Below are 24,303 nucleotides of genomic sequence, written 5' to 3'. Positions count from 1 at the left end.
GGCGAGGGTCAGTCCTTGTCCTCGCCGGCGCCGATGATCTTGATCCGATCCTGTGCGGGCACGGCCAGCGGGCTGCCCGCCTTGCTGTGCGCGCCGAGGTAGGCGGTGAGGACGTCCAGGTCCGAGGGGCCGACCAGCTTGTCGGTACCGGCCGCGAAGGCCGGGAAGCCGTCGCCGCCACCGGCCAGGAACTCGTTGGCCGCGACCCGGTACGAGGCGGCCGGGTCGATCGGCGCGCCGTTCAGCTTGATCGAGGGGACCACGATCCGGTCGGCGCCGGTCTTGGTGAGGTCGAGGGTGTACGCCAGGCCGGCCGAGGACTGGAGGATCTTCGGCGCCTCGGCGTTCGGGCCGCTCACCTGCTGCTGGAGCAGCTGGATGACCTGGGCCCCGGTCAGCGTCTTGACCTGCATCATGTTGGTGAACGGCTGGACGGTGAACGCCTCGCCGTACGTCACCACGCCGTCACCCTCGCTGCCGGCGGCCTTGTAGACCAGGTCGGAGCGGATGCCGCCGGGGTTCATGAAGGCGATCTGCGCGCCGCCCTTGTCCTTGGGCGCCATCCCCTCCAGCTGGGCGTCGGCGATCACGTCACCGAGCGGCTTCTCGAACGCGGTGGAGCCCCGACCGTTGACGTCCGCGCCGATGTAGCCGACCGGGCGGTTGGCGATCGGCGCGGCCAGCTTGTTGTACTGGTCGATCAGCCTGGTCATGTCGGGCGCCTTGGGCACGTCCCGCCGCACCACGTGGTTGGCCGCGGTGACCGAGGGCCGGACGATGCTGCCGGTCCGCCGGTCCAGCTTCAGGTCGATCTCGGTGTACAGCCGGCCGAAGGAAGCGGCGCTGGTCACCGAGCGCGGGACACCGTTGGGGTCCGGGATCGAGCAGGCGTAGGAGTTGTGGGTGTGTCCGGTGACGATCGCGCCGACCGCCGGGTCGAGCTTCTTCGCGATGTCCACGATCGGGCCCGAGATTCCCTGGCCGGCCGGGCCGCAGTCGTAGTTGTACGTACTGGAAGCCGGGTACCCGCCCTCGTGGATCAGCGCGACGATCGAGTTGACGCCCTTGCGCTTGAGCTCCGCGGCGTACTTGTTGACCGTGGTGACCTCGTTGCCGAACTTCAGGCCCTTGACGCCCGCCGCCGTGACGATGTTGGGCGTGCCCTCCAGCGTGACCCCGATGAAGCCGACCTTCACCCCGTGCACGTTCTTCACCCAGTACGGGGGCAGCAGGGTCCGGCCGGTCTTCTCGTTGGTGACGTTGGCGGCCAGGTACTGGAACTCGGCGCCCTTGAACTTGTGCCCGCCCTTGCAGCCGTCCGCCGCACAGCCGCCGTTCTGCTTGCGCAGCAGCTCGGCCGCGCCGTGGTCGAACTCGTGGTTGCCGACGCTGGTCACGTCCAGGCCGAGCTTGTTCATCGCCTCGATGGTCGGCTCGTCGTGGAACAGGCTGGAGAGCAGCGGGCTGGCGCCGACGATGTCACCGGCGGCGACGGTGACCGAGTTGGGGTGCCCCTTGCGGGCCTGACGCAGCTCGGTGGCCAGGTACTCCACACCACCCGCCGGGGTCGAGACGACCTCACCGGTCTTCGGGTCGACCTCCTTGACGGTGCCGGAGGATCCCGCCGGGGGCTCCAGGTTGCCGTGGAAGTCGTTGATGGCGAGGAGTTGGAGGTCCTCGGTCCCGTGGCGCCCGTGGGCCTCGGCGACCCCCGGCACCAGCACGGCCCCGATCAGTCCGGCAGCAACAGCCGCCGCCCTCATCCGGTGTCTGGCTGTGAACATGCGTCTCCCCCTGTGAGTGGCGTGTTGGCCACTGAAGCCTAGGTTCAACGCGCGTAGCTGTCAGGACATCTGACGTAACGAATGCATTGCCGATTCTTGACCCGAAGGAAAACCGATCGGCTATCGGCTACATCCGCGGCTCGGCGGCCAGTTGCTGCTCCGCCCGGTTCCGCTCAGCCACCGCGTCCTCGGTCATCGCGCGGTCCGTGTACACCAGCGGCCGTTCCGTCTCGGTGATGATGTGCTTCACCACCTGGACGTTGCCGTTGACGTCCCACACCGCGATGCCGGGCGACAGCGTCGGGATGATCTCGACCGCCCAGCGCGGCAGGCCGAGCACCCGCCCGGTGGACCGCGCCTCCTCCGCCTTCTGCATGTAGATCGTCCGGGTGGAGGCCATCTTCAGGATCGCCGACGCCTCCTTGGCCGCCGCCCCGTCCACCACGTCCGAGAGGTGGTGCACCACCGCGACGAACGACAGGCCGAGCCGCCGTCCGAACTTCAGCAGACGCTGGAACAGCTGGGCCACGAATGGGCTGTTGATGATGTGCCATGCCTCCTCGACCAGGAAGATGCGCTTCACCCGGTCCGGCCGCAACCAGGTGTGCTCCAGCCAGACCCCGACGATCGCCATCAGGATCGGCATCGCGATCGAGTTGCGGTCGATGTGCGACAGGTCGAAGACGATCAGCGGCGCGTCCAGGTCGATGCCGGCCGTGGTGGGCCCGTCGAACATGCCTCGCAGGTCACCGTCGACCAGCCGGTCCAGCACCAGCGCCACGTCCAGTCCCCAGGACTGCACGTCCTGGACGCCCACCCCGAGCGACTCCACCGAGGTGAGGTCGGGATTGCGCAGCGTGGTGATGATGTCGTCCAGCACCGGCTGGCGGTCGGTCACCGTAGCGTGCACATGGGCGTGCGCGGCCTTCAGCGCGAAGCCGGCCCGCTCCTCCAGGCCGCGCCCCATCGCCACCTCGATGATGGTGCGCAGCAGCGACAGCTGACCGGTGGTGGTGATCGCCGGATCCAGCGGGTTGAGCTTCACCCCGCCGTCCCTGGCGGCCATCGGGTCGAGCCGGATGGACTTTATCCCCAGCGCGTTGGCGATCAGGTTCCACTCGCCGACGCCGTCCTCGCCCTGCGCGTCCAGCACCACCACCTGCCGGTCCCGGAACCGCAGTTGGCGCAGCACGTAGGTCTTCTCCAGCGCCGACTTGCCGTTGCCGGACTCACCGAGCACCAGCCAGTGCGGGGCCGGCAGCTGCTGCCCGTACAGCTGGAACGGGTCGTAGACGTACCCCTTCCCGCTGTACACCTCACGGCCGATGATCACGCCCGAGTCGCCCAACCCCGGTGCGGCGGTGGGCAAGTAGACCGCCTGCGCCTGCCCGGTCGAGGTGCGGACCGGCAGCCGGGTGGTCTCCACCCGGCCGAACATCAGGCTGGTGAAGGCGTCGGTGAGGTTGCCGAGCGACATGACGCGGGCCTCCAGTGAGAATCAGCGGCGGATGCCCGTGGCGAACGGGAGGGTGTTGACGAAGGCCCGGTGGTGCTCGCGGTCGCACCACTCCAGCTTCAGGTAGGACTTGCCCGCCGAGGCCCGGATGGTCCGCTTGTCACGGGCCAGCGCCTCGGGATTGCGCGAGGACACCGTGATGTACCCGACCAGGTTGACCCCGGCCGCGCCCGAGGCCAGGTCGTCGCCGCGCTGGTCCACCCGGCCCGAGTGGGCCAGGTCGCGCGGGTCGACCGTCCGGTTCATCTTGGCCGCGCGGCTGGACTCCGCCTCGTCGTTGGTCTTCTCGGTCAGCATCCGCTCGATCGCGACGTCGGTCGGTTCCAGGTCCATGGTGACGGCCACCGTGCGGATCACGTCCGGGGTGTGCACCAGCAGCGGCGCCAGGAAGTTGACCCCGACCGGGGTCAACGGCCACTCCTTGATCCAGGCGGTGGAGTGGCACCACGGCGCCCGGGTCGCCGACTCACGCGTCTTGGCCTGCAGGAACTGCGGGTGGGTGGCGTCCAGCTCGGCCGGCCAGGCGTTCCGCCGGGACATCGCCTGGATGTGGTCGATCGGGTGGTCCGGGTCGTACATCGAGTGCAGCAGCGAGGAGAGCCGTGCCTGGCCCAGCGGCTGCCGTACCCGGATGTCCGCCTCCGCCAGCCGGGCGCAGATGTCGGTCAGTTCACGGGCCATCACGGCCGCCAGGCCGTCGTCGTCCCTGGCCTGCCGCCCGCCGGCCGTCCGGCCCATCGCGTGTGCCTCGGCCGCCAGGTCCCGGTTGTAGTGCATGCAGGCCACCAGGTACGCCCGGTGCTGTTCGGAGGAGGTGGAGACCATCGACTGCAGCTGGTCGTACGAGTCCTTGAGCCAGCCCGGCGCGTCCGCGCTGCCGCGCCGCTCCACGTCCTTGGCGTGCGCGTCCGGGTCGGCGGGCAGGGTACGGGCCAGCATCTGCAGCCGGGTCACGAAGCCGTCGCCGTTGGCCACGTGCTTGAGCAGCGTGCCGAACCGGTCGACCAGCGCCTCCTGGTCCTCCGAGTCGCGCAGCCCGACACCCGGCCCCTCGATCTCGATCGCGGCGGTGACCGTACGCCGCTCCAGGTGCATCAGCACCGCCACCTCGTCCGGGCCGAACGGCGCGCTCAGCCAGCGCAGCCGGCCGACCCCGGGCGGCGGGCCGATCTCCACCTCGCGGCCGTCCAGCCGGGTACCGGCGTCCACCGCGTCCGAGCGCCAGACCGCCCGGCCGCTGCGCACGATGCGCCGGTAACTGCGGTTGATCTCGGCCCACTTGTAGAAGGTGCGGCGCCGGTACGGCACGTACACGGCGGCGATGGCGAGCAGCGGGAAGGCGACCAGGCCGGCGATCCGCAACGGCAGGACCGGCATCGCCAGACCCCAGATCATGCCGAGGAAGGCCCCGAAGATGATCAGCATGATCTCTCCGGACTCCCGGTTGCGGCCGATCGGCGCGTTGGGCCGGGACTTGCCGATCAGATAGGTGCGGCGCTGGTGCACATACGGCTGGGCGTACTGGGCGCCGTACTGGCCGAGCGGTTCGCTGCTCACGATCCGTCACCCTCCCTTCGCTCGACTGCTGCTGGTGATCACTCTGCCTGATGCGACGCCTTCACGACGAGGGCTTGGGGTCCCGTGGTGGCGGAGCCTGGGCGGGGGTCGCCGGAGCCGGGTTCGCGGCACGTCCGGCGTGGGCGGCGATGCCCGAGCCGACCGTGCTGCCGCTGGAGTTACCGCCCTGGGCGTTGGCCGCCTGCGGGCCACCACGCGAACCGTGGGTGGTGATGCCCTGCTTGACCAGGTTGGCCGGGCCGTTGATCATCGCCGAGCCGGCACTGACCGCGCTGGCCCTGGCCCGGCGCATCTGCAGCATCTCGTCGCCGAAGCCCGGCACGAAGCGGTAGACGGCGGCACTGGCGAAGATCGACAGGAACAGGATGGCCAGCCCCGAGAGCACCCGGGCGAAGTCGTCGTCGGCCCCGGCGCCGGTGGCCACCGCCCCGGCCAGCCCGAGGATGATCACGATGATCGGCTTGGCGAGGTCGACCGCGACCATCATCCCGGCCCAGCGCCGCACGTGCTTCCAGAGCTGCTTGTCCACCAGCCCCGCGTACACGGCGGTGCCCAGCAGTGCGCCCACGTACAGCATCGCGGCGCGGATCAGCAGTTCGATCCAGAGCACGGCCGCCGCCAGCACGGCCACCAGCGAGACGATGATCAGGATCAGCGGGCCGCCGCCCAGACTGCCCTTCTCCAGGGTGTCGGCGAAGCCGCCCAGGTAGGTGCCGGTGTCGGACTTGGTCCCGGCCGCGATGGCCGTGGTCAGTCCGTCGGTGGCGCTCACCACGGTGTAGAGGATCAGCGGGGTGAAGGCCGAGGCGACCACCGTCAGCCACAGGAAGCCGATCGCCTCCGAGATCGCCTGGGTCAGCGGCGCACCCCGGACCGCCCGCTTGGTGACCGCCAGCAGCCAGAGCACCAGCGTGATCACGGTCGAGCCGGCGAAGACCACCGCGTACTGCTGCAGGAACGCCGCGTTGGTGAAGTCCACCTGCGTGGTGCCGTCGATCGCCCCGGACAGCTTGCGCACCACCCAGGCGGCCGCCTGCGCGCAGCCCTTGGCGAGCGAGCCCAGCGGGTCGGTGACGTTGGCGACGGGGCCGGTCGGGCCGACGACCTGGGCACCGGAGGGCGGGCAGATCTGGTCGTTGCCCGGCAGTGGGACCTGGACGTTGCAGGTCGCACTCGGACTCGGACTCGGACTCGGATCGGCGAAGACGCGCTGGGCGGTGAGCAGCGTGAAGAGCTGGACGGTGGCCAGCGCGCCACCGAGCGCACCGGCCCTGCGGACGAAGGAACCTCGGTCAGCGGGCATAGCGGAAGCCTCCGAAGTCCTGGACGGCTGTGGTGATCTCCTCGGCGGTGGCGGCCTGCTGGTCGCCGGGGACGGGGGCGGGGCCGGTCTTCCGGCTGTAGTCGGTGAGCTTCCAGTCGCTGCCGGTCCAGCGCATGGTGAGGCTGAGGGTGAACCAGTCCGCGGCGACCGGCTGGGTCGAGCCCTCCCCGGCCAGCCCGTGCAGCCCGGTGCACCAGACGTCCACCTTGGTCGCGGTGTCGGCGGAGTTGGTGGTCCTCGTCCCGACCGGGACGGTGCGGCTGACGAAGGTCAGCCCCTTGGGCGCCCTGCCCTGGGCGTCGAGCCCGAACTTGGCGATGATCTCCGGGGTGAACCCCTGGTCCAGCCGAGTCTGGAGGGCGGCGGCCACGGTCGGATCCGTGATGGTGGTGATGACGGTCCGTCTGGTGTCGGCACGGAACATCTGCTCCGAGCCGAGCGCCACCGCGTAGTTGGCCGCCGCCGACTGGGCGCCCTGGTCGGTGTGCGGGTAGCCGTTGGCGATGCCGTTGCTGGTGGTGGAGACCGGGTCCTGGCCGCTCGGGAGGGTGGCGGCGGGGGCGGGCGTGGCCCCGTCGGCGGAGGAGCCGGACTTGCCGGGTACGGGCTTGCCGCTGTTGGCGATGGAGATTCCGATCACCAGCAGGACGACCACGCCGAGGACCGCCAAGAGGGTGCGCAGTGGCCGCGGCTGGCGCCCGTTCACCCGTTGGTAGACGGACTGTTCGCCGACCGGTAGCCGCGTGCGGGTGTGCGGCTGGTCGTCGGACACCGGCACTGCGGCCCTCCTGGTGCGATGGAGCCCAGGCGGGCCCCGAGGTCGGATCTGGTGCACACCCGGCGGGGATGCGCGCCAACCCCAGCGGGTGCAGCACGACCGCTCCGCCAGGGGCGACTAGATGACTATCTGATCGTCAGATGGCCATGCCGTAGACAATGGTGAACAGCGTTCCCAGGGAACCAATGATGAACACGCCGGTCAGCCCGGCGATGATCAGCCCCTTGCCCTGCTCGGCACTGAAGGAATCCCTCATCGCCGTGGCGCCGATCCGTTGTTTCGCCGCCCCCCAGACGGCGATCGCCAGACAGGCCAGAATGGCCACCGCCATGACAACCTCCACCATCACCCGGGCTTCGGAACCGAGACTGGCGAACGGCCCCCAGTCCGGGGCGATTCCGCCGATGATGGTGTTGATATCGGCTTTCTTGGGTGGGTCCGCCGCCAGCTGACCGATCAACTCACTGCCGTGCACGCTGCTCAGGTTCATTCCATCTCACCGCCCGATCAGGCAAATTCAAGGCCCACAGCACGCCCGGCGCGAAGAGCCGGAACCCATTCTTGGCCAGATCTGATGTCGCTTTGGCTACTTCTCGCGGATTGGTCGTGCGATGTGGGACAGGTACGACAGGATGTCCACCGTACGAAGGATACCGCTCACTCTCAGTATCAGTGATGATTGCGCTGAGCAACGCCTTCCAGAACACGTGCAACTGACGACTCGTCGGGACGGTGCTGATGGTACTCGGGAAGGCTGGAGCCGGAGCCACCGGTGCGGGAGGTCTGGCCGTCGGCAAGGCAGGCTTCGTGGCCGCCGCCACCGGCGTCGTGGCCGTCAGCTTCGTCACGACCGTCACCCTCGGCACCTTCGCCGCCAGCGGCACCGCCCAGGGGGCGGCGAACAATCTTCCGCTCTCCAGCGGGTCCGTCCCGGCCGCCTATCAACCGCTCATCCAGAAATGGGGCACGCTCTGCCCCGAGATCACCCCACCGATGCTGGCGGCCCAGCTGTACCAGGAGAGCGGTTTCGACCCGTCAGCCCGCAGTCCGGCCCAGGCGTACGGCATGGCGCAGTTCCTGGAGGGCACCTGGGCCGTCTACGGAACGGACGGCGACGGGGACGGCAAGGCCGACATCTGGAACCCGGCCGACGCGATCGCCTCCGCCGCCAGCTACGACTGCGCGCTCGCCAAGGACGTCGCCCAGGTGCCGGGCGACAAGCAGTCCAATCTGCTGGCCGCCTACAACGCCGGCCCCTACGCGGTCATCAAGTCCGACGGCATACCGCCCTATGCCGAGACCCAGGGGTACGTGCGCAGCATCAAGGCGCTGGCCCGCAGCTTCACCGCACCCATCGCGACCCTCCCGGCCATACTCTCCGCCCAGTCCTCGGGCGCGATCTACTACGCCCAGACCAAGCTGGGCACGCCCTACCTCTGGGGCGGCGAGGGCCTGCCCTCCCAGGGCGGCCGGTTCGACTGTTCGGGCCTCACCCAGGCCGCGTACGCCAGCGTGGGCATCACCCTGCCCCGGGTGGCCAACGACCAGTGGTACGCCGGTGAACACCCCTCGCGCGACCAACTGCGGCCGGGCGACCTGGTCTTCTTCGCCAACGACCTGAGCGACCCGCGGTCCATCCACCACGTCGGCATCTACGTCGGCGGCGGCTACATGATCGACGCCCCGCACACCGGGGCGGTGATCCGCTACGACACCATCGACCAGAAGGACTACATCGGCGCCACCCGGGTCACCTCCGACGGTGCCCAGGCGCTGCCCCAGCGCAACGCCGACGGGTCCATCACCGCACCCAACGCCCCCGGTCAAGGAGCGGCAAAGAGCTGACACCCGGTCGACAACCCGTGTGCAAGCGAGGTGGACGGTCAGTCAAGTTTCCATAACAGCAGGTTTCCGTGGAACCCTGGACCGCACGAGTGACGTTTTGCCCGTCGATCACGTTTGATCAGAACGGAACCACCGACCAGGGAGGTGCGGCGTGTCAGCGCTGCTGGCCGACACGACCGGCCCTGATCTCAGTCTGCTGCGTGCGATCAACGGCCTGGCCAAGGCGTCGCCGGTGTGGCTCGACAGCCTGGTCTCCTGGATCGGCGAGTACGGCATCCTGATCGGGCTCGCCGCGCTGTGCGCGACCGGCTGGCTGCAGGCCCGCCGCCGCCCGGACGCGCCGGTGGCCATCGCCGGGATGATCTGGGTGCCGCTCTCGGTGGCCATCACCGAGGTCGCCAACATCCCGATCTCGGCGATCGTCAACCGGCCCCGGCCCTTCGTCGACCACCCCGACCTGGACGTCCTGGTGCAGGGCAAGGCGGGCACCCTCTCCTTCGTCAGCGACCACTCCGCGATGTCGATGGGCGTCGCCGTTGCGCTGTTCCTGGTCAACAAGCGACTCGGGATGATCGCAGGCGGTCTCGCACTGCTCCAGGGCTTCTGCCGGATGTTCATGGGCGTGCACTATCCGACCGATGTGATCGGCGGGTTCGCGCTGGCCACCGCGGTGGTGCTGCTGCTGGCTCCGATCGCCATGGCCGTACTCGTCCCGCTCTGCCACTCGTTGACCCGGACCGCGATCGCGCCGCTGCTGACGGCCCGGCAGAGCGGCGACCGGGCCACCGGACGCGGGCAGGACGGCGGCAGCGGGCGGCGCCGGGGCTCGGAGGGCCGCCGCCGCGGGCGCGGCCGGGGCTCCCGCTCCGAGGACCAGGCCCACGACTCCGACCTCGCCGCGTGAACCGGCCCTGACGGGCGGCGCTGAAGGCAGGCATGCGCACTGAGAGGCCTCCGCGCGCCTTCGAAAGCTCCCGCGCCCCGGGCCTATTCCGCTTCGGCCAGGTGTTCGTCGATGTCCCGGCGGGCGCGGTCGCGGGAGCGGCGGCCCGGGGCGAACCAGCCGCAACTGCAGGCGGCGAAGCAGAAGGAGCCGCGTTCGTCGAGCGTCACCCGGTGCGAGGCGGCCGGATCCGCGGCGAGGGATGGATGGGCCGTGCCGGGACGAACCGTTAGCTCACTGGACACATGGTCACCGTAACCCGCGCCGTCCCCGGCGCGCGACGGCTTCCGCACGCCGTTCCCCGCGTAACCCCGGATCCAGCCACTCGTTGCACCGTGAAGAGTTCTGCCCACCCGGGTAGGCGGCTTGCCGGGCCGAGGGCCCGAGGGGGTTGTCTCAAGAGTGAACACGCTGACCGGAAGCCACCGAAGCATCGCCGGCCCCGCCCGTACCGGCGCCGTGACGGTCCTGCTCGCCCTCGCCCTCACCGCCTGCGGCAGCGGCAACCGTGCCGCGGAGAACTCGGCCGACCAGCTCTCCGCCGATCCGCTCACCGCCGTGCGCAGCTCCGCCGAGATCACCGGGCGGACGGGCTCGGCCAAGGCCGTCACCGAGTTGGTCACCGAATCCCCGGACAAGAAGGTCGTCTTCAACGGCAGCGGCGACTACGACTACCAGAACCGGATCGGCAAGCTGCAGATCGACGTTCCGCCGGGCGCCGCCACCACCGGCAAGATCGTCGAGGTGGTGCTGCCCGGCACGGTCTACCTGCAGAACAGCGGCGCCAAGATCCCCGAGGGCAAGTGGGTGAAGCTGGACGTCCGTCAACTCGCGGACGGGAACCTGGTCAGCAGCGGGGCCACCGACCCCGCCAGCGCCGCGGGGGCGCTGCGCGGTGCGCAGAAGGCCGAGCTGGCCGGCGCCGAAACCGTCGGCGGCGTCGTGCTCAAGCACTACAAGGGCACCCTCGACCTGGCCAGGGCGGCCGCCGCCACCGGTGGCCGGGGCGGTGACGGGCTGCGCATGGGCGCGCAGACCTTCACGGTGAAGGAAGTCCCCTACGAGGTCTGGCTGGACGCGCAGGGGCGGCTGCACAAGGTGGTCGAGACGTTCTCGTTCGCCGGGGTGGCCGGTTCCAAGGAGGCGAAGGACCAGGTGAAGGTGGTCTCCACGGTCTCGCTCTCCGACTTCGGTGCCGCGGTGGACGTGAGTGAGCCCGGAGCCGCCGACATCGTCTCGATGAAGCCCTCCGCCTCACCCAGCTAGCGGCCCGTGGCCGTGCCCGAAATAGTTCCTGCGGCGGCAGAGATGGCCCGTCCGTGCCATGGGGGATGGCCCGCTTCCTCCCTACGCTGGTGTCGGAGGCTACCGGCCTCCTGCCGTACGGTCGGAGGGGTGGTGCGCATGGGGGCGTCCTCGGAAGGCCGCGAGGGAGGCCACGACCAGACCGCACTGGATGAGATCGAGCTGGCCGGTGAACTGATGATCGCCGCTACCGCCAGCCCCGAGGAGCGGCTGGCCCCCGAGCACATCGACCAGGTCCTGCTGAACTGCGACATCTCCGGAGCCGAGGACGCGGCGCACCGGCTCGACGGAGGATCAGATCCCGCGCCGGGGGAGTCAGGAGCGCAGTAGCCGGGAGATCGCGGCGCCGGCCTCCGCCACCTTGGCGTCCAGCTCCGCGCCGCCGTGCTCGGCTGCGGCTGCGATGCAGTGCCGCAGGTGCTCCTCCAGCAGCGCGAGTGCGAAGGACTGTAGTGCCTTGGTGCTGGCCGAGACCTGGGTCAGGATGTCGATGCAGTAGGTGTCCTCGTCGACCATCCGCTGCAGCCCCCGCACCTGGCCCTCGATCCGGCGCAGCCGCTTCAGATGATCGGACTTCCGGGAGCTGTAGCCGTGCGGCCCGTGTGCCTCGGTGTTGGTGATCGTGGTCATCCCGGCCCGCCTTAGGTGTCTTCGTGAACCACCAAGGTCCAACAGCCCGCCCCTTGAGTGTGTTCCCGATCACGTGCGATCGGTCGCGGTCCCAGGCTGTCCGGCGGGAGCAATCCGGCCGCTGTTCCGTCAGACTGGGGGCTTACCTCTGCACGGCGCTGTGCAGACCTGCCCGCCTGTCTTGGTGCCCTACGGAAGCGGAACTTCCGGTTCGCGTGTCGTCACCCCGTTTGCACAGTTGTGACGGCTTGCGCCTAGCATCGTTCAGTCCCTACCCCGCACATCGGAGATTTCCGTGCGTTTTAGCCTGACCCCGAAGGAGACGAGCTTCTACGACATGTTCGCCGCAGCCGCGGAGAACCTGGTCGTCGGATCGAAGCTCCTGCTGGAACTGCTGGGTTCAGACGTGTCGGCCCGCGCGGAGATCGTCGAGCGCATGCGCGCCGCCGAGCACGCCGGCGACGACACCACCCATGCGGTGTTCCACCAGCTGAACTCCTCCTTCATCACGCCCTTCGACCGCGAGGACATCTACTCCCTGGCCTCCTCGCTGGACGACATCATGGACTTCATGGAGGAGGCGGTCGACCTGGTCGTCCTCTATGACATCCAGACCCTGCCGAAGGGCATCGAGCAGCAGATCGAGGTGCTGGCCCGGGCGGCCGAGCTGACCGCGGAGGCGATGCCGCACCTGCGCAGCATGGAGAACCTGACCGAGTACTGGATCGAGGTCAACCGGCTGGAGAACCAGGCGGACCAGATCCACCGCAAGCTGCTCGCCCACCTGTTCAGCGGTCAGTACGAGGCCATCGAGGTGCTCAAGCTGAAGCAGATCGTGGATGTCCTCGAGGAGGCCGCCGACGCCTTCGAGCACGTGGCCAACACCGTGGAGACCATCGCGGTCAAGGAGTCCTGACCAGCGTGGACATGGCAGCACTCATCGCCGTCATCGGCGTGGCGTTCTTCTTCACGTACACCAACGGCTTCCACGACTCCGCGAACGCCATCGCCACCTCGGTGTCCACCCGGGCGCTCACCCCCCGGGCGGCGCTGGCGATGGCCGCCGTGATGAACCTGGCCGGCGCCTTCCTGGGCAGCGGCGTTGCACACACCGTCTCCAGCGGGATCATCGAGACCCCGATCGGCAGCCAGGGCATGGGCATCCTGTTCGCCGGCCTGGTCGGCGCGATCGCCTGGAACCTGGTCACCTGGTACTTCGGCCTGCCGTCCTCGTCCTCGCACGCGCTCTTCGGCGGCCTGGTCGGCGCCGCGCTGGCCGGCGGGACCGAGGTGATCTGGTCCGGCGTGATCGACAAGATCATCGTCCCGATGGTGGTCTCGCCGATCGTCGGCCTGATCGGCGGCTTCCTGGCGATGCTGGCGATCCTGTGGATCTTCAGGCGGGCCAACCCGCACCGCGCCAAGCGCAACTTCCGGGTCGCTCAGACCGCCTCGGCCGCCGCCATGGCCCTGGCCCACGGTCTGCAGGACGCCCAGAAGACCATGGGCATCGTGGTGATGGCGCTCACCATCTCGGGTCACCAGCACACCGGCGACATCCCGATCTGGGTGAAGATCTCCTGCGCCACCATGCTCTCGCTGGGCACCTACGCGGGTGGCTGGCGGATCATGCGGACCCTCGGCCGCAAGATCATCGAGCTGGACCCGCCGCAGGGCTTCGCCGCCGAGGCCACCGCCTCGACGGTCATGTACATCACCTCGTTCGTCTTCAAGGCGCCGATCTCCACCACGCACGTGATCACCGCCGCGATCATGGGCGCGGGCGCCACCAAGCGGATCCGCGCGGTGCGCTGGGGCGTCGCCAAGAACATCGTGCTCGGCTGGTTCATCACCATGCCCGCGGCCGGCCTGGTCGCCGCGCTGATGTACGAGCTGGTCCGCCTGTTGTTCCTGTAACCGGACACCGTGTGACCGGACACCGGCCGGGCATGGCAGGGCCCGCCCCCACATCTCGGGGGCGGGCCCTTCATCATGCTCCGCGGCGGCACCGCCATGCAGCGCCGCAGAGCAGTCTGCGGATCGGCCGGATCAGCCGAAGCGGCCGGAGATGTAGTCCTCGGTCGCCTGCACCGACGGGTTGGAGAAGATCCGGTTGGTGTCGTCCAGTTCGATGAGCTTGCCCGGCTGGCCGACGCCGGCCAGGTTGAAGAAGGCGGTGCGGTCCGAGACGCGGGCCGCCTGCTGCATGTTGTGGGTGACGATCACGATGGTGAACTGCGACTTCAGCTCGCCGATCAGGTCCTCGATGGCGAGGGTGGAGATCGGGTCGAGCGCCGAACAGGGCTCGTCCATCAGCAGGACCTGCGGCTCGACCGCGATGGCGCGGGCGATGCACAGGCGCTGCTGCTGACCGCCGGAGAGGCCGGCACCGGGCTTGTTCAGCCGGTCCTTGACCTCGTTCCACAGGTTGGCGCCCTTGAGGGACTTCTCGACGACGCCGTCCAGGACGGACTTCTTCCTGACCCCGGCGAGCTTCAGCCCGGCGACCACGTTGTCGTAGATCGACATGGTCGGGAAGGGGTTCGGCCGCTGGAACACCATGCCGACCGCACGGCGGACGGCGACCGGGTCGACGTTGGCGCCGTACAGGTTCTCGTCGTCCAGCATCACCTTGCCCTCGACCCGGGCGCCGGGGATCACCTCGTGCATCCGGTTGAGGGTGCGCAGGAAGGTCGACTTGCCGCAGCCGGAGGGGCCGATGAAGGCCGTCACCGAGCGGGGCTCGATGGTCATCGAGATGTCCTCGATGGCCCGGGTGCTGCCGTAGTACGCGGACAGTCCACTGACGTCGATGCGCTTGGCCATGATCTTTCTTCTTCTCTCGTCGTCTCGTACGTCAGTCGGTGTCAGTGGCCGGCCTTGGGCGACCGCCAGCGGGCGACGCCCCGGGCGATGAGGTTGAGCCCCATCACGAAGGCGATCAGCACCAGGGCGGCACCCCAGGCTCGGGCGTAACCGAAGTCGTTGTTGACCAAGGCGTACTGCTGCCAGATGTAGAGCGGCAGGGACTGCTGCGGGCCGTTGAACGGGTCGTTGTTGATGAAGTCGGCACCGAACACCAGCATCATCACCGGCGCGGTCTCGCCCGTGATCCGGGCGACGGCGAGCATCACACCGGTGGTGATACCGCCGATCGCGGTCGGGATGACGATCCGCAGGATGGTCTTCCACTTGGGCACGCCCAGGGCGTACGAGGCTTCCCGCAGCTCGTTCGGGACGAGCTTGAGCATCTCCTCGGTGGAGCGGACCACCACCGGCATCATCAGGATCGCCAGCGCGAGGCTGCCGGAGAAGCCGGAGTACGGGAAGCCGAGCAGGATGTTCCAGAGCGAGAGGATGAACAGACCGGCGACGATCGACGGGACACCCGTCATCACGTCTACGAAGAAGGTGACCACCTTGGCCAGCCGGCCCCCGCCGTACTCGACCAGGTAGACAGCGGTCAGCAGGCCGATCGGGGCAGCGATCGCGGTGGCCAGACCGACCTGCTCCAGGGTGCCGATCAGCGCGTGGTAGATACCACCGCCGGGGCCCGCGGAGATGACGTTCTTCATGGAGTGGCTGAGGAAGTTGCCGTTCACCACCCCGATGCCCTGCTGGACCGTGTAGATCGTCAGGGAGGCGAGCGGAACGACGGCCAGCACGAAGGCGACCCAGATCACCGAGGTGGCGAGGCGGTCCTTGGCCTGGCGACGGCCCTCGATCTTGGCCGCGGCGCCGTAGCTGATGACCACGAACAGCACGGCGGAGATCAGTCCCCACTGCAGGTGGCTCTTCAGCCCGGCCCCGACGCCGATCGCGCAGCCCAGGGCGACCGAGAGGACCACCGTGGCGGGCGGAGCCCACTTGGGCAGCCGCGCGGAGGTCAGGCCGCGGCGCAGCAGCGGCTCGGCGGCGGCAGCAGTCGTCACGGTGCTCATGCGCTGTACTCCTTGCGGCGCGCGATGATCAGGCGGGCAGCGCCGTTCACCAGAAGGGTGATCACGAACAGGACCAGGCCGGAGGCCATCAGCGCGTCCCGACCGAAGGGCAGTGCCTCGTTGAACTTCAGGGCGATGTTCTGGGCGAAGGTGCCGCCGCCCGGGTCCAGGATGTGCAGCGACAGGACGTTGCTGGCGGAGAGCACCGTGGCGACCGCGATGGTCTCGCCGAGCGCGCGGCCCAGGCCGAGCATCGAGGCCGAGATGATGCCGGGGCGACCGAACGGCAGCACGGCGGTGCGGATCATCTCCCAACGGGTCGCACCGAGGGCGAGTGCCGCCTCCTCGTGCATCCGCGGGACCTGGCGGAAGACCTCGCGGGTCACCGCGGTGATGATCGGCAGGATCATGATCGCCAACAGGATGCCGATCGTGAACAGGTTGCGCGGGGTCACCCCGTGCTGGGTCTGGCTGAAGACGTACGTCCAGCCCAGGTACTGGTCCATCCAGGCGGTGAGGCCGCTGATGTGCGGCACCAGGAAGAGCGCGCCCCACAGGCCGTAGACGATGCTGGGGACGGCGGCCAGCAGGTCCACCAGGTAGGCGAACGGCTGGGCGATCTTCCGCGGCGCGTAGTGCGAGATGAAGAGCGCGACACCGATCGCGACCGGGACCGCGATCAACATCGCGATCAGCGCGCTGACGATGGTGCCGAAGGCCAGTACGGCGATGCCGAAGACCGGCTTGGGGCCGTCGGGGTTCCACTCGAAGGTGGTGAGGAAGTTGCCCTCGTCCTTGGAGAGGGCCAGGCCCGAACGGTAGGCCAGGAAGCCTGCGATGGCGGCCATGATGACCAGCAGCAGGATGCCCGAACCCCGGGAGAGGTTGAAGAAGATGCTGTCGCCGACGCGGCTGTCGCGTCGTGGCCGACGGTCCCTGCCCTCAGAGGTGGCAGGGGGGGATGAAGTCATGATCGTCTACTCCGGTCTGGCGGCGCTGCCCCGCAGGAGGGCGGCACCATGGCGGCGGTGCCCCGGACTATGTGGTCGTGAGGTCGGCCGGGCAGCCCCGCCCCCCTTCGAGGGCTGCCCGGCCGGTGGTGCGGATTGGATCAGGCGAGGGTCGGGATGACCGCCTGCACCTTGGAGGCCAGCTCCTTCGGCAGCGGGACGTAGCCCTTGGCGCCGATGGCCTGCTGGCCGTTGTCGCTGATGGTGTAGGTCAGGAAGGACTTCAGGGCGTCCACGGTGTCGGCCTTGTTGCCCTTGTCGCAGACGATCTCGTAGGTGACCAGGACCAGCGGGTAGGAGCCCTCGTCCTTGGTCGCGTAGTCGAGGGTCAGCGCCAGGTCGCTGCCGGTGCCGGCGATCTGCGCCTTGGCGAAGGTGTTGGCGGCGTTCTCGGCGGTCGCGGCGACCGGCTTGGAGGCGCCGGTGGCGATCGAGGCGCTCTTCAGGCTGTTGGTCTGGGCGTAGGACAGCTCGACGTAGCTGATCGAGTTCTTGACCTGCTTGACCTGCGCGGCGAGACCGGCGCTGCCGTTGGCCGACTGGCCGCCCTTGCCCGCCCAGGTCTTGCCCGACGGGTAGCTCCAGGCGCCGCCACCGGCCTTCGACAGGTACTTGGTCAGGTTGTCGGTGGTGCCGGAGTCGTCCGAGCGGTGGAAGGCCTGGATGTCGGCGTCCGGCAGGGTGACACCCGGGTTCAGCTTGGCGATCGCCGGGTCGTTCCACTTGGTGATCTGCGAGTCGAAGATCTTGGCCAGGGTCGGGCCGTCCAGGACCAGGTTGTCCACGCCGTCGACGTTGTAGACGATCGAGATCAGGCCGCCGACCATCGGGAGGTCGATGCCCTGGCCGCTCTTGCAGACGGCCTTGGAGGCGTCCACCTCGGCGGGCTTCAGGGCCGAGTCGGAACCCGCGAAGCTGACCTTGCCCTGGTTGAACTGCTGGACGCCGGCGCCGGAGCCGCCGCCGCCGTAGGTGAGCGTGGTGCCCGAGCAGGCGGAGCCGTAGGAGTTCTTCCAGATGTCGATGGCGTTGCTCTGCGCGGTCGAACCGGCCGCGAGCAACTGGCCCTTTCCGGCGCAGGCGATCTGCGCGGCCGGGGCACCGCTGGCGCTGCCGCCCGACGACTGGGAGCTCGGGGTGTTGTTGTCGGAGCCGCAGGCCGAGAGCGACAGCGACCCAACGAGCGCCATGGCACCGATCGCGAGGGCCTTGGTGCGGCCGTTCCGCTGGAGCTTCACAGGGTGTCCCTTTCTGTGGCACTACCCGCGCCCATCGGGCTGAGCATCGCTCGCAGACGCAGGTTTTGCTGAGGTCCGGGGCCCGTTCGGCCCTCCGGTAACCCCGAAGTTAGGCCGGGCAGGTGACACGTCAGGCGGTCGTAAATGAACGGAGAGTGAACCTCGAACGGATGGCAGGAAACAGCGTCCAGTAATAACGGTTGCGTCACGGGCAGAACGCGGCGTGATCACTCGGACGGAGCACACCGTCGGTCGGCCAGCAGCGCCAGCAGCGCATCCACCAGATGCCGGTCACGCTCGTGGGTCAACCGCTCACGCGCCTTCCCCGGCGGCAGCCACTCCATCCGGTCCACCTCCCGGTTCGGCGCGAACCGGCCGCCGGTCGGCACCGCAGCCCAGTACCGGACCTCCTTCGGCCGTCCCTGCGCCAGGTAGTGCTGCGCCGGCAGTTCCTCCCCCAGCACACAGCTCAGACCGGTCTCCTCCCAGACCTCACGCAGCGCGGCCTCGCGCCAGCCCTCGCCCGGGTCCAGCTTCCCCTTCGGCAGGCTCCAGTCCCCGTACTTCGGCCGGTGGATCAGTGCGATCCTGGGCTTCTTCCGCCCATTCCCGTTCTTCTTCTCCGGCCCGGGCACCCAGAGCACCGCACCCGCCGCCAGGATCGTCGGCCCGTAGCCGGACCGACGGCGCATTCCCCGGCCAAGGCCTGCTCCGACGCCGTGCGGTGCGCTCAGGCGGTTGCCCATTCATCCCATCCGTGGTGCTGGAGGTACCCCCTGGGCCTCCGGAAGACCAAGGGTGAGTTTCGGCCACTGGTGGCCGAAGGCGTACCTGGCCGCCTCCACCTCCAGTCGCTGATCAGCATGCACCACGCCGAGGACGTAGGCCGTCGCCGGGGTGATCCGCGGCGTCCGCGCCGCCGTGGCCACGGTGACCGCCGCGTCCGCCGCCTCCTGGTGGCGGTGCAGCGTACGGTCCAGCAGGTCGAGCTCCGGATCCGGGGCGTCGCAGACCTCCAGCGCGTACCTGGCCCGCTTGACCAGGATCCGCACCCGGTGCCACGGCGCATCGTCCGCCGCCACCGCGGAGTCCGCGTCCACCTCGCCGTCCCGGGCCCGGGACGGCCCCGGCTCCCTCGACGCCGGGACCGTGCCCAGCCGGTGCAGGCCCTCCCCGCCGTACGGGGTCGCCGCCCGGCTCAGCGGCAGCCGCTGCACCTCCGCCGCCAGCGCGCCGAATGCCTCCGCCGCCAGCGCCGGCAGCGCCCCACCCGGCTGGCCCGACACACCGCCCTGCAGCGGGACGTCGCCGGCCAGCAGGGTCATCCGGTCGGCCAGCGCGTGCAGCCGGGCCGACCGCAGCTCCTGCAGCACCGTGGAGTGGGCCCTGGTCCTGGCCAGGGTGAGCTGGCGCTCCAGCAGCGCTCGCGCCTTGGGCGCACCCGTGTGGCCCGCGAGCATGCCGGGCCCCTGCGGATCGGTCTCACTGAGCGAGTCGAGCGCCGCCAGCAACCGGGCCGACCGCCGCAACAGGGCCGGCTCCTGCGCCAGCAGGTTGAGCAGCCAGCGCAGTTCGGACCTGCTCTCCTCCGCCCACTCACGGTCGAGGACCGCCGCGAAGGTGTGCAGCGCACCGCCGATCCGCCGCACCGCCCGGAGCAACTCCGCGGTGCCCGCCGCCGCGGCCGCACTCGCCCCGCCCGCCGGGAGCGCCCCCGGTCTCGAACCGGCCTCGCCCACCGCCTGCGGCAGCGCGCGCAGGAACGCGCCCGCCCGGGCGGTGAGATAGCCGGAGATGATCTCCCCGGAGGAGGCGTTCGCGGCCTTCGGCCCGGTCCGGGCCGTCATCGGCACATCGGTCATGGCTGGGTTCCCCGTCCCCCCGGGGGCCGTTCCCCAGGGCTGGTGGCCGACTGCTGTGGACGCTGGTCGCTGCCACGGCCGCCTGCCGATTGCCGCCGGCCGGCGGTGCCGACCGGCGACGCGTGCTGAGCTGGTAGGTGCTGAGCTGGTGGGTGGTGCGGTCAGATGGAGCTGGGGTGATGGGTAGGTGGTCCGGTCAGCGGGCCGCCCGGGACGTCCGGCGGCGCTGACGCGAATCGACCAGGAGATCCTGGACGTGCCGCAGCGGCTGCCCGTCGCCGTCCTGGGAGTGCCTGGTCCAGGACCCGTCCGGGCCGAGGTGCCAGGACGCGGTCTCGTCCGCCATTCCCAGGTCGAGCAGCCCGGACAGCTCCACCCGGTGCGCCGGATCGGTCACCCGGAGCAGGGTCTCGATCCGCCGGTCCAGATTGCGGTGCAGCATGTCCGCACTGCCGATCCACACCTCGGGCTCGCCGCCGTTGCCGAAGACGAAGATCCGCGAGTGCTCCAGGAAGCGCCCCAGGATGCTGCGCACCCGGATGTTCTCGCTCATCCCGGCCACACCCGGCCGGATGGCGCAGATCCCGCGCACCCACACGTCCACCGGCACGCCCGCCTGGGAGGCCCGGTAGAGCGCGTCGATCACGGCCTCGTCCACGATCGAGTTGACCTTGATCTTCACGTAGGCGGGCCTCCCGGCCCGGTGGTGCGCGATCTCCGCGTGGATCCGGGCCAGCAGTCCGTCCCGCAGCCCGCGTGGCGCGGTCAGCAGCCGCCGGTACGACTCCCGCCGCGAGTAGCCCGAGAGCCGGTTGAACAGGTCCGAGAGGTCCGCGCCGACCTGCGGATCCGCGGTCAGCAGCCCCAGGTCCTCGTACAGCCGGGCGGTCTTCGGGTGGTAGTTGCCGGTCCCGACGTGCGAGTAGCGGCGCAGGACGTCGCCCTCCTGGCGGACCACCAGCGACAGCTTGCAGTGCGTCTTCAGCCCGATCAGGCCGTACACCACGTGGCAGCCGGCCTCCTCCAGCTTCCGGGCCCACTTGATGTTCGCCTGCTCGTCGAACCTCGCCTTGATCTCGACCAGCACCAGTACCTGCTTGCCCGCCTCCGCCGCGTCGATCAGCGCGTCCACGATCGGCGAGTCACCGGAGGTCCGGTACAGCGTCTGCTTGATCGCCAGCACGTCCGGGTCGGCCGCCGCCTGCTCCAGGAACGCCTGTACCGAGGTCGAGAAGCTGTCGTACGGGTGGTGCAGCAGCACATCGCGCTCACGCATCGCCGCGAAGATGTCCGGCTGCGAGGCCGACTCCACATCGATGAGCCCGCGCGCCGTGCCCGCCACGAACTTCGGGTACTTGAGCTCCGGACGGTCCAGCTCCGCGATCCCGAACAGACCCGTCAGATCCAGCGGCCCGGGCAGCGGGAAGACCTCCGCCTCGGTGATGTTCAGCTCGCGGACCAGCAGGTCCAGGATGTACGGGTCGATCGATTCCTCGACCTCCAGGCGCACCGGCGGACCGAACCGCCGCCGCATCAGCTCCTTCTCCAGCGCCTTGAGGATGTTCTCGGTGTCGTCCTCCTCCACCTCCAGGTCCTCGTTGCGAGTGACCCGGAAGGCGTGGTGCGCCAGCACCTCCATCCCCGGGAACAGCTCCTCCAGGTGCGCCCCCATCACGTCCTCCAGCGGGACGTACCGCTGCGGCGACGCCTCCAGGAAGCGGGAGAGCGATTGCGGCACCTTCACCCGGGCGAAGTGCTTGTGCCCCGACACCGGGTTGCGGACCACCACGGCCAGGTTGAGGCTCAGGCCCGATATGTACGGGAACGGGTGCGCCGGGTCCACCGCGAGGGGCGTGAGCACCGGGAAGATCTTCTGCCGGAACAACGTGTGCAGCCGGGCCTGCTCCTTGTCGGTCAGCTCCGACCACCGGACCAGCTCGATGCCCTCGACCGCCAGGTCCGCCAGCACCTCCTGCTGGAAGGCCGCGGCATGGCGGGCCATCAGCTCACGCGACCTGGTCCAGATCTGGTCCAGCACCTCGCGCGGCTGGAGACCGGAGGCCGAGCGCTGTGCCACCCCGGTGGCGATCCTGCGCTTGAGGCCGGCCACCCGCACCATGAAGAACTCGTCCAGGTTGCTGGCGAAGATGGCCAAGAACTTGGCTCGCTCCAGCAGCGGTATCCGCGGGTCCTCGGCCAGCTCGAGCACCCGCTCGTTGAACGCCAGCCAGCTGCGTTCCCGGTCCAGGAATCGCCCCTGCGGGAGCTCCTCGAGCTCCGGGGTGGCGGCGGAGGTGTACTCGTCGTGGTCCTCCAGCGCCAGGCCGAGCACCGAGGAGACGCCCGGGACCGGGATGGCGGCGTCGGTGCCGGCACCGGTGCCGGTCAGCGGGTTGACCCGGGCCGGCGCGGTCGCCTGGGCCACGGGGTCGGCCTGGGCCGCCTGACCCGCCTGCTTGCCCGCCGGTGCGGTCGCGGAGGCGCTCTTGGCGGCCGCGGACGCGGTCTCGGGGGCGTTCGAGCGCTTGGCGGCTGCTCTGGCCTTGGTCGCGGGCGCGGCGGCCGTTGCCGAGGTACCGGTTGCCGACGCGGCTGCGGAGCCCTTGGGCGAGGAGGGGGACGGTGCGGCAGGTGCAGGGCGGGGGACGCTCATGGGTTCCAGCTCCTCCAGCAGGACGGTGTCCGGGCAGTGCCCGGCGCTCGGACGGCCGGAGCCCGTCGTCACGTGAGCGCCGTTTCCGCCCTCCGGCCCCAGCTCCCCTCCGCTGGGTGCGACCGGAAGGCGGTCGGCCCACGGATGCTGGCCGGCCGCGCAGGGACGAGGCGCTACGGACGTCATCCTGTGATCTTCGCGGCGGCAATTTAATCCACGGTAAACACCGCATGGCCGGGAGGAAAGCTGACGCAGTCACCCCCGTGGTGCGGCTGCACCGACATGCCGGAGGTCCCCCGGAAAACCCCGGGTGTCCCTCATGGCGCTGCCGGTCCCAGGCACCCCGCCCGGACTCGATCACGAACTCGGCCCCGGCTCCGGACTAGGTCACGACTCCGGGGCCGGCCGGTCACGAATCCCGGCGGGCCTGGACGCGGTACATCAGGTCCACCTCGTGGATGGTGAACCCCAACCGTTCATATACCCGGACGGCGGCCGAGTTGTCAGCATCCACATAAAGCATCACGGTCCGCTGCCCGCGGTCCTCCGCGAGGTGCCGGAGCCCGATGGCCGTCAGCGCCCGGCCCAAGCCGTTGCCCTGCTCCGTCGGGTCGACCCCGACCACGTACACCTCGCCGAGCGCCTCCGGGTGCACCTTCGTCCAGTGGAACCCGACCAGCCGCTCACCGCGGAAGGCCAGGAAGAACCCGCTCGGGTCGAACCACGGCTCGGCCAGCCGGTCGGCCAGGTCCTGCTCGGTCCAGGAGCCCTGTTCCGGGTGGTGCGCGAACGCCAGTGCGTTCAGCCGCAGCCAGGCCGCGTCGTCCTGGCCGGGGCGGAACGTACGTACCTCGACCCCGTCGGGCAGCCGCACGGCTTCGGGCACAGCCGCGGTGCGGCGCATCTGTCGCAGCTCACGCACCAGCTCGGCGCCGTGTACGGCGGCGAGGTGGCGGGCCGCCGGGTGACCGCCGTGGGCCCAGAACTCCACCGGCGCCTCGGGGGCCGCGGCCGCCGCCTCGACCAGGACCGCGTCCACCAGGTGCCGGCCAAGACCCTCTCCACGGGAGCCGGGTGCCACGGTCAGCTCGGCAGTTCCGGCCTTGCCACCGCTCGGCAGCTCCAGCTGCGCGTAGCCAGCCGCCTGGTCCCCGTCGGCCTGCTCGCCGGTCCGCTGGATCAGGTGCAGCACACCTGGGCGGGCCTCGGTCGCCTTGAGCCGGAGCCTGCCCTGCTCGGACACCGCCTGGCGCCCGTCCGCGACCGCGGCCACGGCGATCACGTCGGCGGCCGCCCGGGCCTCCGCCGCCGAGAGCAGCTGGGCAGCGACGACGTTGCTGACGGCGCTCGGCAGCGTCCGGGAGTGGGTACGGCGCGACGACTCGGAGCTGGAAGTGGCGGAAGAACTCATGAACCGACCCTACGTCGCGTCAGCCGTGGCTTGTAGGGCTTTCCCGCAGTCAGCCACGGCTCTGTCAGCTGCGCGACAGGGGCTCCGACCGGGTTCGCAATGCCATCGACCGGACGGGTCTGTCCCCGGATTCAGGATCCGGATCTGCCCGGAAATGCGGAAAGCCCCTCCCGGTATCCCCGGGAGGGGCTTTCACTAAAAATTGTTCGGCGGCGTCCTACTCTCCCACAGGGTCCCCCCTGCAGTACCATCGGCGCTGTGAGGCTTAGCTTCCGGGTTCGGAATGTAACCGGGCGTTTCCCTCACGCTATGACCACCGAAACACTATGAAACTGTCGACCCGCCGGCAGGGCGGTCGTTGTTTCAGAACAACACAGTGGACGCGAGCAACTGAGGACAAGCCCTCGGCCTATTAGTACCGGTCAACTCCACCCCTCACAGGGCTTCCATATCCGGCCTATCAACCCAGTCGTCTACTGGGAGCC

The 24,303-nt window shown here is 69.7% G+C and carries 22 protein-coding genes and 2 rRNA genes; 6 read left to right on the top strand and 18 right to left on the bottom strand.

Annotated elements, in window-relative coordinates; translation table 11 throughout:
* Nucleotides 1–8 precede the first annotated feature (8 nt).
* The 6 genes from ACZ5ON_RS13090 to ACZ5ON_RS13065 all read right to left on the bottom strand — a co-directional run bounded on the left by ACZ5ON_RS13090 (nucleotide 9) and on the right by ACZ5ON_RS13065 (nucleotide 7,470).
* Nucleotides 9–1,784, bottom strand: coding sequence for a bifunctional metallophosphatase/5'-nucleotidase (locus ACZ5ON_RS13090; RefSeq protein WP_465590145.1), 1,776 nt, complete (start codon nucleotides 1,782–1,784; stop codon nucleotides 9–11).
* A gap of 127 nt (nucleotides 1,785–1,911) precedes the next feature.
* Complete coding sequence (locus ACZ5ON_RS13085; RefSeq protein WP_465590142.1) at nucleotides 1,912–3,261, bottom strand: ATP-binding protein; 1,350 nt, start codon at nucleotides 3,259–3,261, stop codon at nucleotides 1,912–1,914.
* Nucleotides 3,262–3,282: 21 nt separating this feature from the next.
* Complete coding sequence (locus tag ACZ5ON_RS13080) at nucleotides 3,283–4,857, bottom strand: SCO6880 family protein (RefSeq protein WP_465590139.1); 1,575 nt, start codon at nucleotides 4,855–4,857, stop codon at nucleotides 3,283–3,285.
* Between the two features lie 61 nt (nucleotides 4,858–4,918).
* The gene (locus ACZ5ON_RS13075; RefSeq protein WP_465590136.1) at nucleotides 4,919–6,181 is read right to left on the bottom strand and encodes a hypothetical protein; all 1,263 of its coding nucleotides are present in this window, start codon (nucleotides 6,179–6,181) and stop codon (nucleotides 4,919–4,921) included.
* On the bottom strand, nucleotides 6,171–6,980 hold the full coding sequence (locus tag ACZ5ON_RS13070; protein WP_465590133.1) for a hypothetical protein: 810 nt from the start codon (nucleotides 6,978–6,980) through the stop codon (nucleotides 6,171–6,173). Before ACZ5ON_RS13070 ends, ACZ5ON_RS13075 begins: the two co-directional genes overlap by 11 nt.
* A 136-nt stretch (nucleotides 6,981–7,116) precedes the next feature.
* The gene (locus tag ACZ5ON_RS13065; RefSeq protein WP_344637743.1) at nucleotides 7,117–7,470 is read right to left on the bottom strand and encodes a hypothetical protein; all 354 of its coding nucleotides are present in this window, start codon (nucleotides 7,468–7,470) and stop codon (nucleotides 7,117–7,119) included.
* A gap of 248 nt (nucleotides 7,471–7,718) precedes the next feature.
* Between ACZ5ON_RS13065 and ACZ5ON_RS13060 the strand changes: the two genes are divergently transcribed.
* Nucleotides 7,719–8,825 (top strand): C40 family peptidase, encoded by a 1,107-nt coding sequence (locus ACZ5ON_RS13060; protein ID WP_465590130.1) that lies wholly within the window; start codon nucleotides 7,719–7,721, stop codon nucleotides 8,823–8,825.
* A 151-nt stretch (nucleotides 8,826–8,976) separates the two neighbouring features.
* The gene (locus ACZ5ON_RS13055) at nucleotides 8,977–9,729 is read left to right on the top strand and encodes a phosphatase PAP2 family protein (protein WP_465590127.1); all 753 of its coding nucleotides are present in this window, start codon (nucleotides 8,977–8,979) and stop codon (nucleotides 9,727–9,729) included.
* Nucleotides 9,730–9,812: 83 nt separating this feature from the next.
* Here ACZ5ON_RS13055 and ACZ5ON_RS13050 read toward each other — a convergent pair whose 3' ends face one another.
* Nucleotides 9,813–10,013 carry a hypothetical protein gene (locus tag ACZ5ON_RS13050; protein WP_465590124.1) on the bottom strand — a complete coding sequence of 67 codons (201 nt, stop codon included), beginning with the start codon at nucleotides 10,011–10,013 and terminating at the stop codon, nucleotides 9,813–9,815.
* Between the two features lie 157 nt (nucleotides 10,014–10,170).
* Between ACZ5ON_RS13050 and ACZ5ON_RS13045 the strand changes: the two genes are divergently transcribed.
* Together ACZ5ON_RS13045 and ACZ5ON_RS13040 are read left to right on the top strand one after the other, a co-directional pair.
* Entirely contained in the window at nucleotides 10,171–11,034 is an 864-nt protein-coding gene (locus ACZ5ON_RS13045; protein ID WP_465590121.1) for an SCO4651 family lipoprotein, read from the top strand.
* 138 nt (nucleotides 11,035–11,172) lie between these two features.
* The gene (locus tag ACZ5ON_RS13040) at nucleotides 11,173–11,403 is read left to right on the top strand and encodes a hypothetical protein (RefSeq protein WP_465590118.1); all 231 of its coding nucleotides are present in this window, start codon (nucleotides 11,173–11,175) and stop codon (nucleotides 11,401–11,403) included.
* On the opposite strand, the gene ACZ5ON_RS13035 is transcribed toward ACZ5ON_RS13040, so the two are convergent.
* Nucleotides 11,389–11,703, bottom strand: a complete 315-nt coding sequence (locus ACZ5ON_RS13035; protein ID WP_465590114.1) for a metal-sensitive transcriptional regulator — start codon at nucleotides 11,701–11,703, stop codon at nucleotides 11,389–11,391. The genes ACZ5ON_RS13040 and ACZ5ON_RS13035 overlap by 15 nt on opposite strands.
* Nucleotides 11,704–11,998: 295 nt before the next feature.
* Here ACZ5ON_RS13035 and ACZ5ON_RS13030 point away from each other — a divergent pair, with 295 nt between their 5' ends.
* Complete coding sequence (locus ACZ5ON_RS13030) at nucleotides 11,999–12,619, top strand: DUF47 domain-containing protein (protein WP_465590111.1); 621 nt, start codon at nucleotides 11,999–12,001, stop codon at nucleotides 12,617–12,619.
* An 11-nt stretch (nucleotides 12,620–12,630) separates the two neighbouring features.
* A complete protein-coding gene (locus ACZ5ON_RS13025) occupies nucleotides 12,631–13,620 on the top strand; it encodes an inorganic phosphate transporter (protein WP_465590654.1) in 990 nt (329 codons plus the stop codon).
* A 132-nt stretch (nucleotides 13,621–13,752) separates the two neighbouring features.
* Here the strand turns inward: ACZ5ON_RS13025 and pstB are convergent, their stop codons facing one another.
* From pstB to ACZ5ON_RS12975, 10 genes are all read right to left on the bottom strand, one after another.
* Nucleotides 13,753–14,529, bottom strand: coding sequence for a phosphate ABC transporter ATP-binding protein PstB (pstB, locus tag ACZ5ON_RS13020; protein ID WP_465590108.1), 777 nt, complete (start codon nucleotides 14,527–14,529; stop codon nucleotides 13,753–13,755).
* Nucleotides 14,530–14,570: 41 nt separating this feature from the next.
* Nucleotides 14,571–15,644: a phosphate ABC transporter permease PstA gene (gene pstA / locus ACZ5ON_RS13015; protein WP_465590105.1), complete on the bottom strand. Its 1,074-nt coding sequence runs from the start codon at nucleotides 15,642–15,644 to the stop codon at nucleotides 14,571–14,573.
* On the bottom strand, nucleotides 15,641–16,615 hold the full coding sequence (pstC, locus tag ACZ5ON_RS13010) for a phosphate ABC transporter permease subunit PstC (protein WP_465590103.1): 975 nt from the start codon (nucleotides 16,613–16,615) through the stop codon (nucleotides 15,641–15,643). Before pstC ends, pstA begins: the two co-directional genes overlap by 4 nt.
* A 140-nt stretch (nucleotides 16,616–16,755) precedes the next feature.
* Nucleotides 16,756–17,892: a phosphate ABC transporter substrate-binding protein PstS gene (pstS, locus tag ACZ5ON_RS13005; RefSeq protein WP_465590100.1), complete on the bottom strand. Its 1,137-nt coding sequence runs from the start codon at nucleotides 17,890–17,892 to the stop codon at nucleotides 16,756–16,758.
* Nucleotides 17,893–18,119: 227 nt separating this feature from the next.
* Entirely contained in the window at nucleotides 18,120–18,584 is a 465-nt protein-coding gene (locus ACZ5ON_RS13000) for an NUDIX hydrolase (RefSeq protein ID WP_465590652.1), read from the bottom strand.
* A gap of 54 nt (nucleotides 18,585–18,638) precedes the next feature.
* The gene (locus ACZ5ON_RS12995; protein WP_465590097.1) at nucleotides 18,639–19,754 is read right to left on the bottom strand and encodes a CHAD domain-containing protein; all 1,116 of its coding nucleotides are present in this window, start codon (nucleotides 19,752–19,754) and stop codon (nucleotides 18,639–18,641) included.
* Nucleotides 19,755–19,950: 196 nt separating this feature from the next.
* Complete coding sequence (locus ACZ5ON_RS12990) at nucleotides 19,951–22,407, bottom strand: RNA degradosome polyphosphate kinase (RefSeq protein ID WP_465590094.1); 2,457 nt, start codon at nucleotides 22,405–22,407, stop codon at nucleotides 19,951–19,953.
* Between the two features lie 409 nt (nucleotides 22,408–22,816).
* Nucleotides 22,817–23,818: a mycothiol synthase gene (mshD, locus tag ACZ5ON_RS12985; protein WP_465590089.1), complete on the bottom strand. Its 1,002-nt coding sequence runs from the start codon at nucleotides 23,816–23,818 to the stop codon at nucleotides 22,817–22,819.
* Between the two features lie 204 nt (nucleotides 23,819–24,022).
* Nucleotides 24,023–24,139, bottom strand: a 5S ribosomal RNA gene (gene rrf, locus ACZ5ON_RS12980).
* A gap of 71 nt (nucleotides 24,140–24,210) precedes the next feature.
* A 23S ribosomal RNA gene (locus tag ACZ5ON_RS12975) occupies nucleotides 24,211–24,303 on the bottom strand; the annotation flags it as partial.

The sequence above is a fragment of the Kitasatospora sp. NPDC032150 genome, from assembly GCF_055579945.1.
Note: the sequence above shows the minus strand (reverse complement) of the source record. Positions and strands in the feature narration are given on the sequence as shown.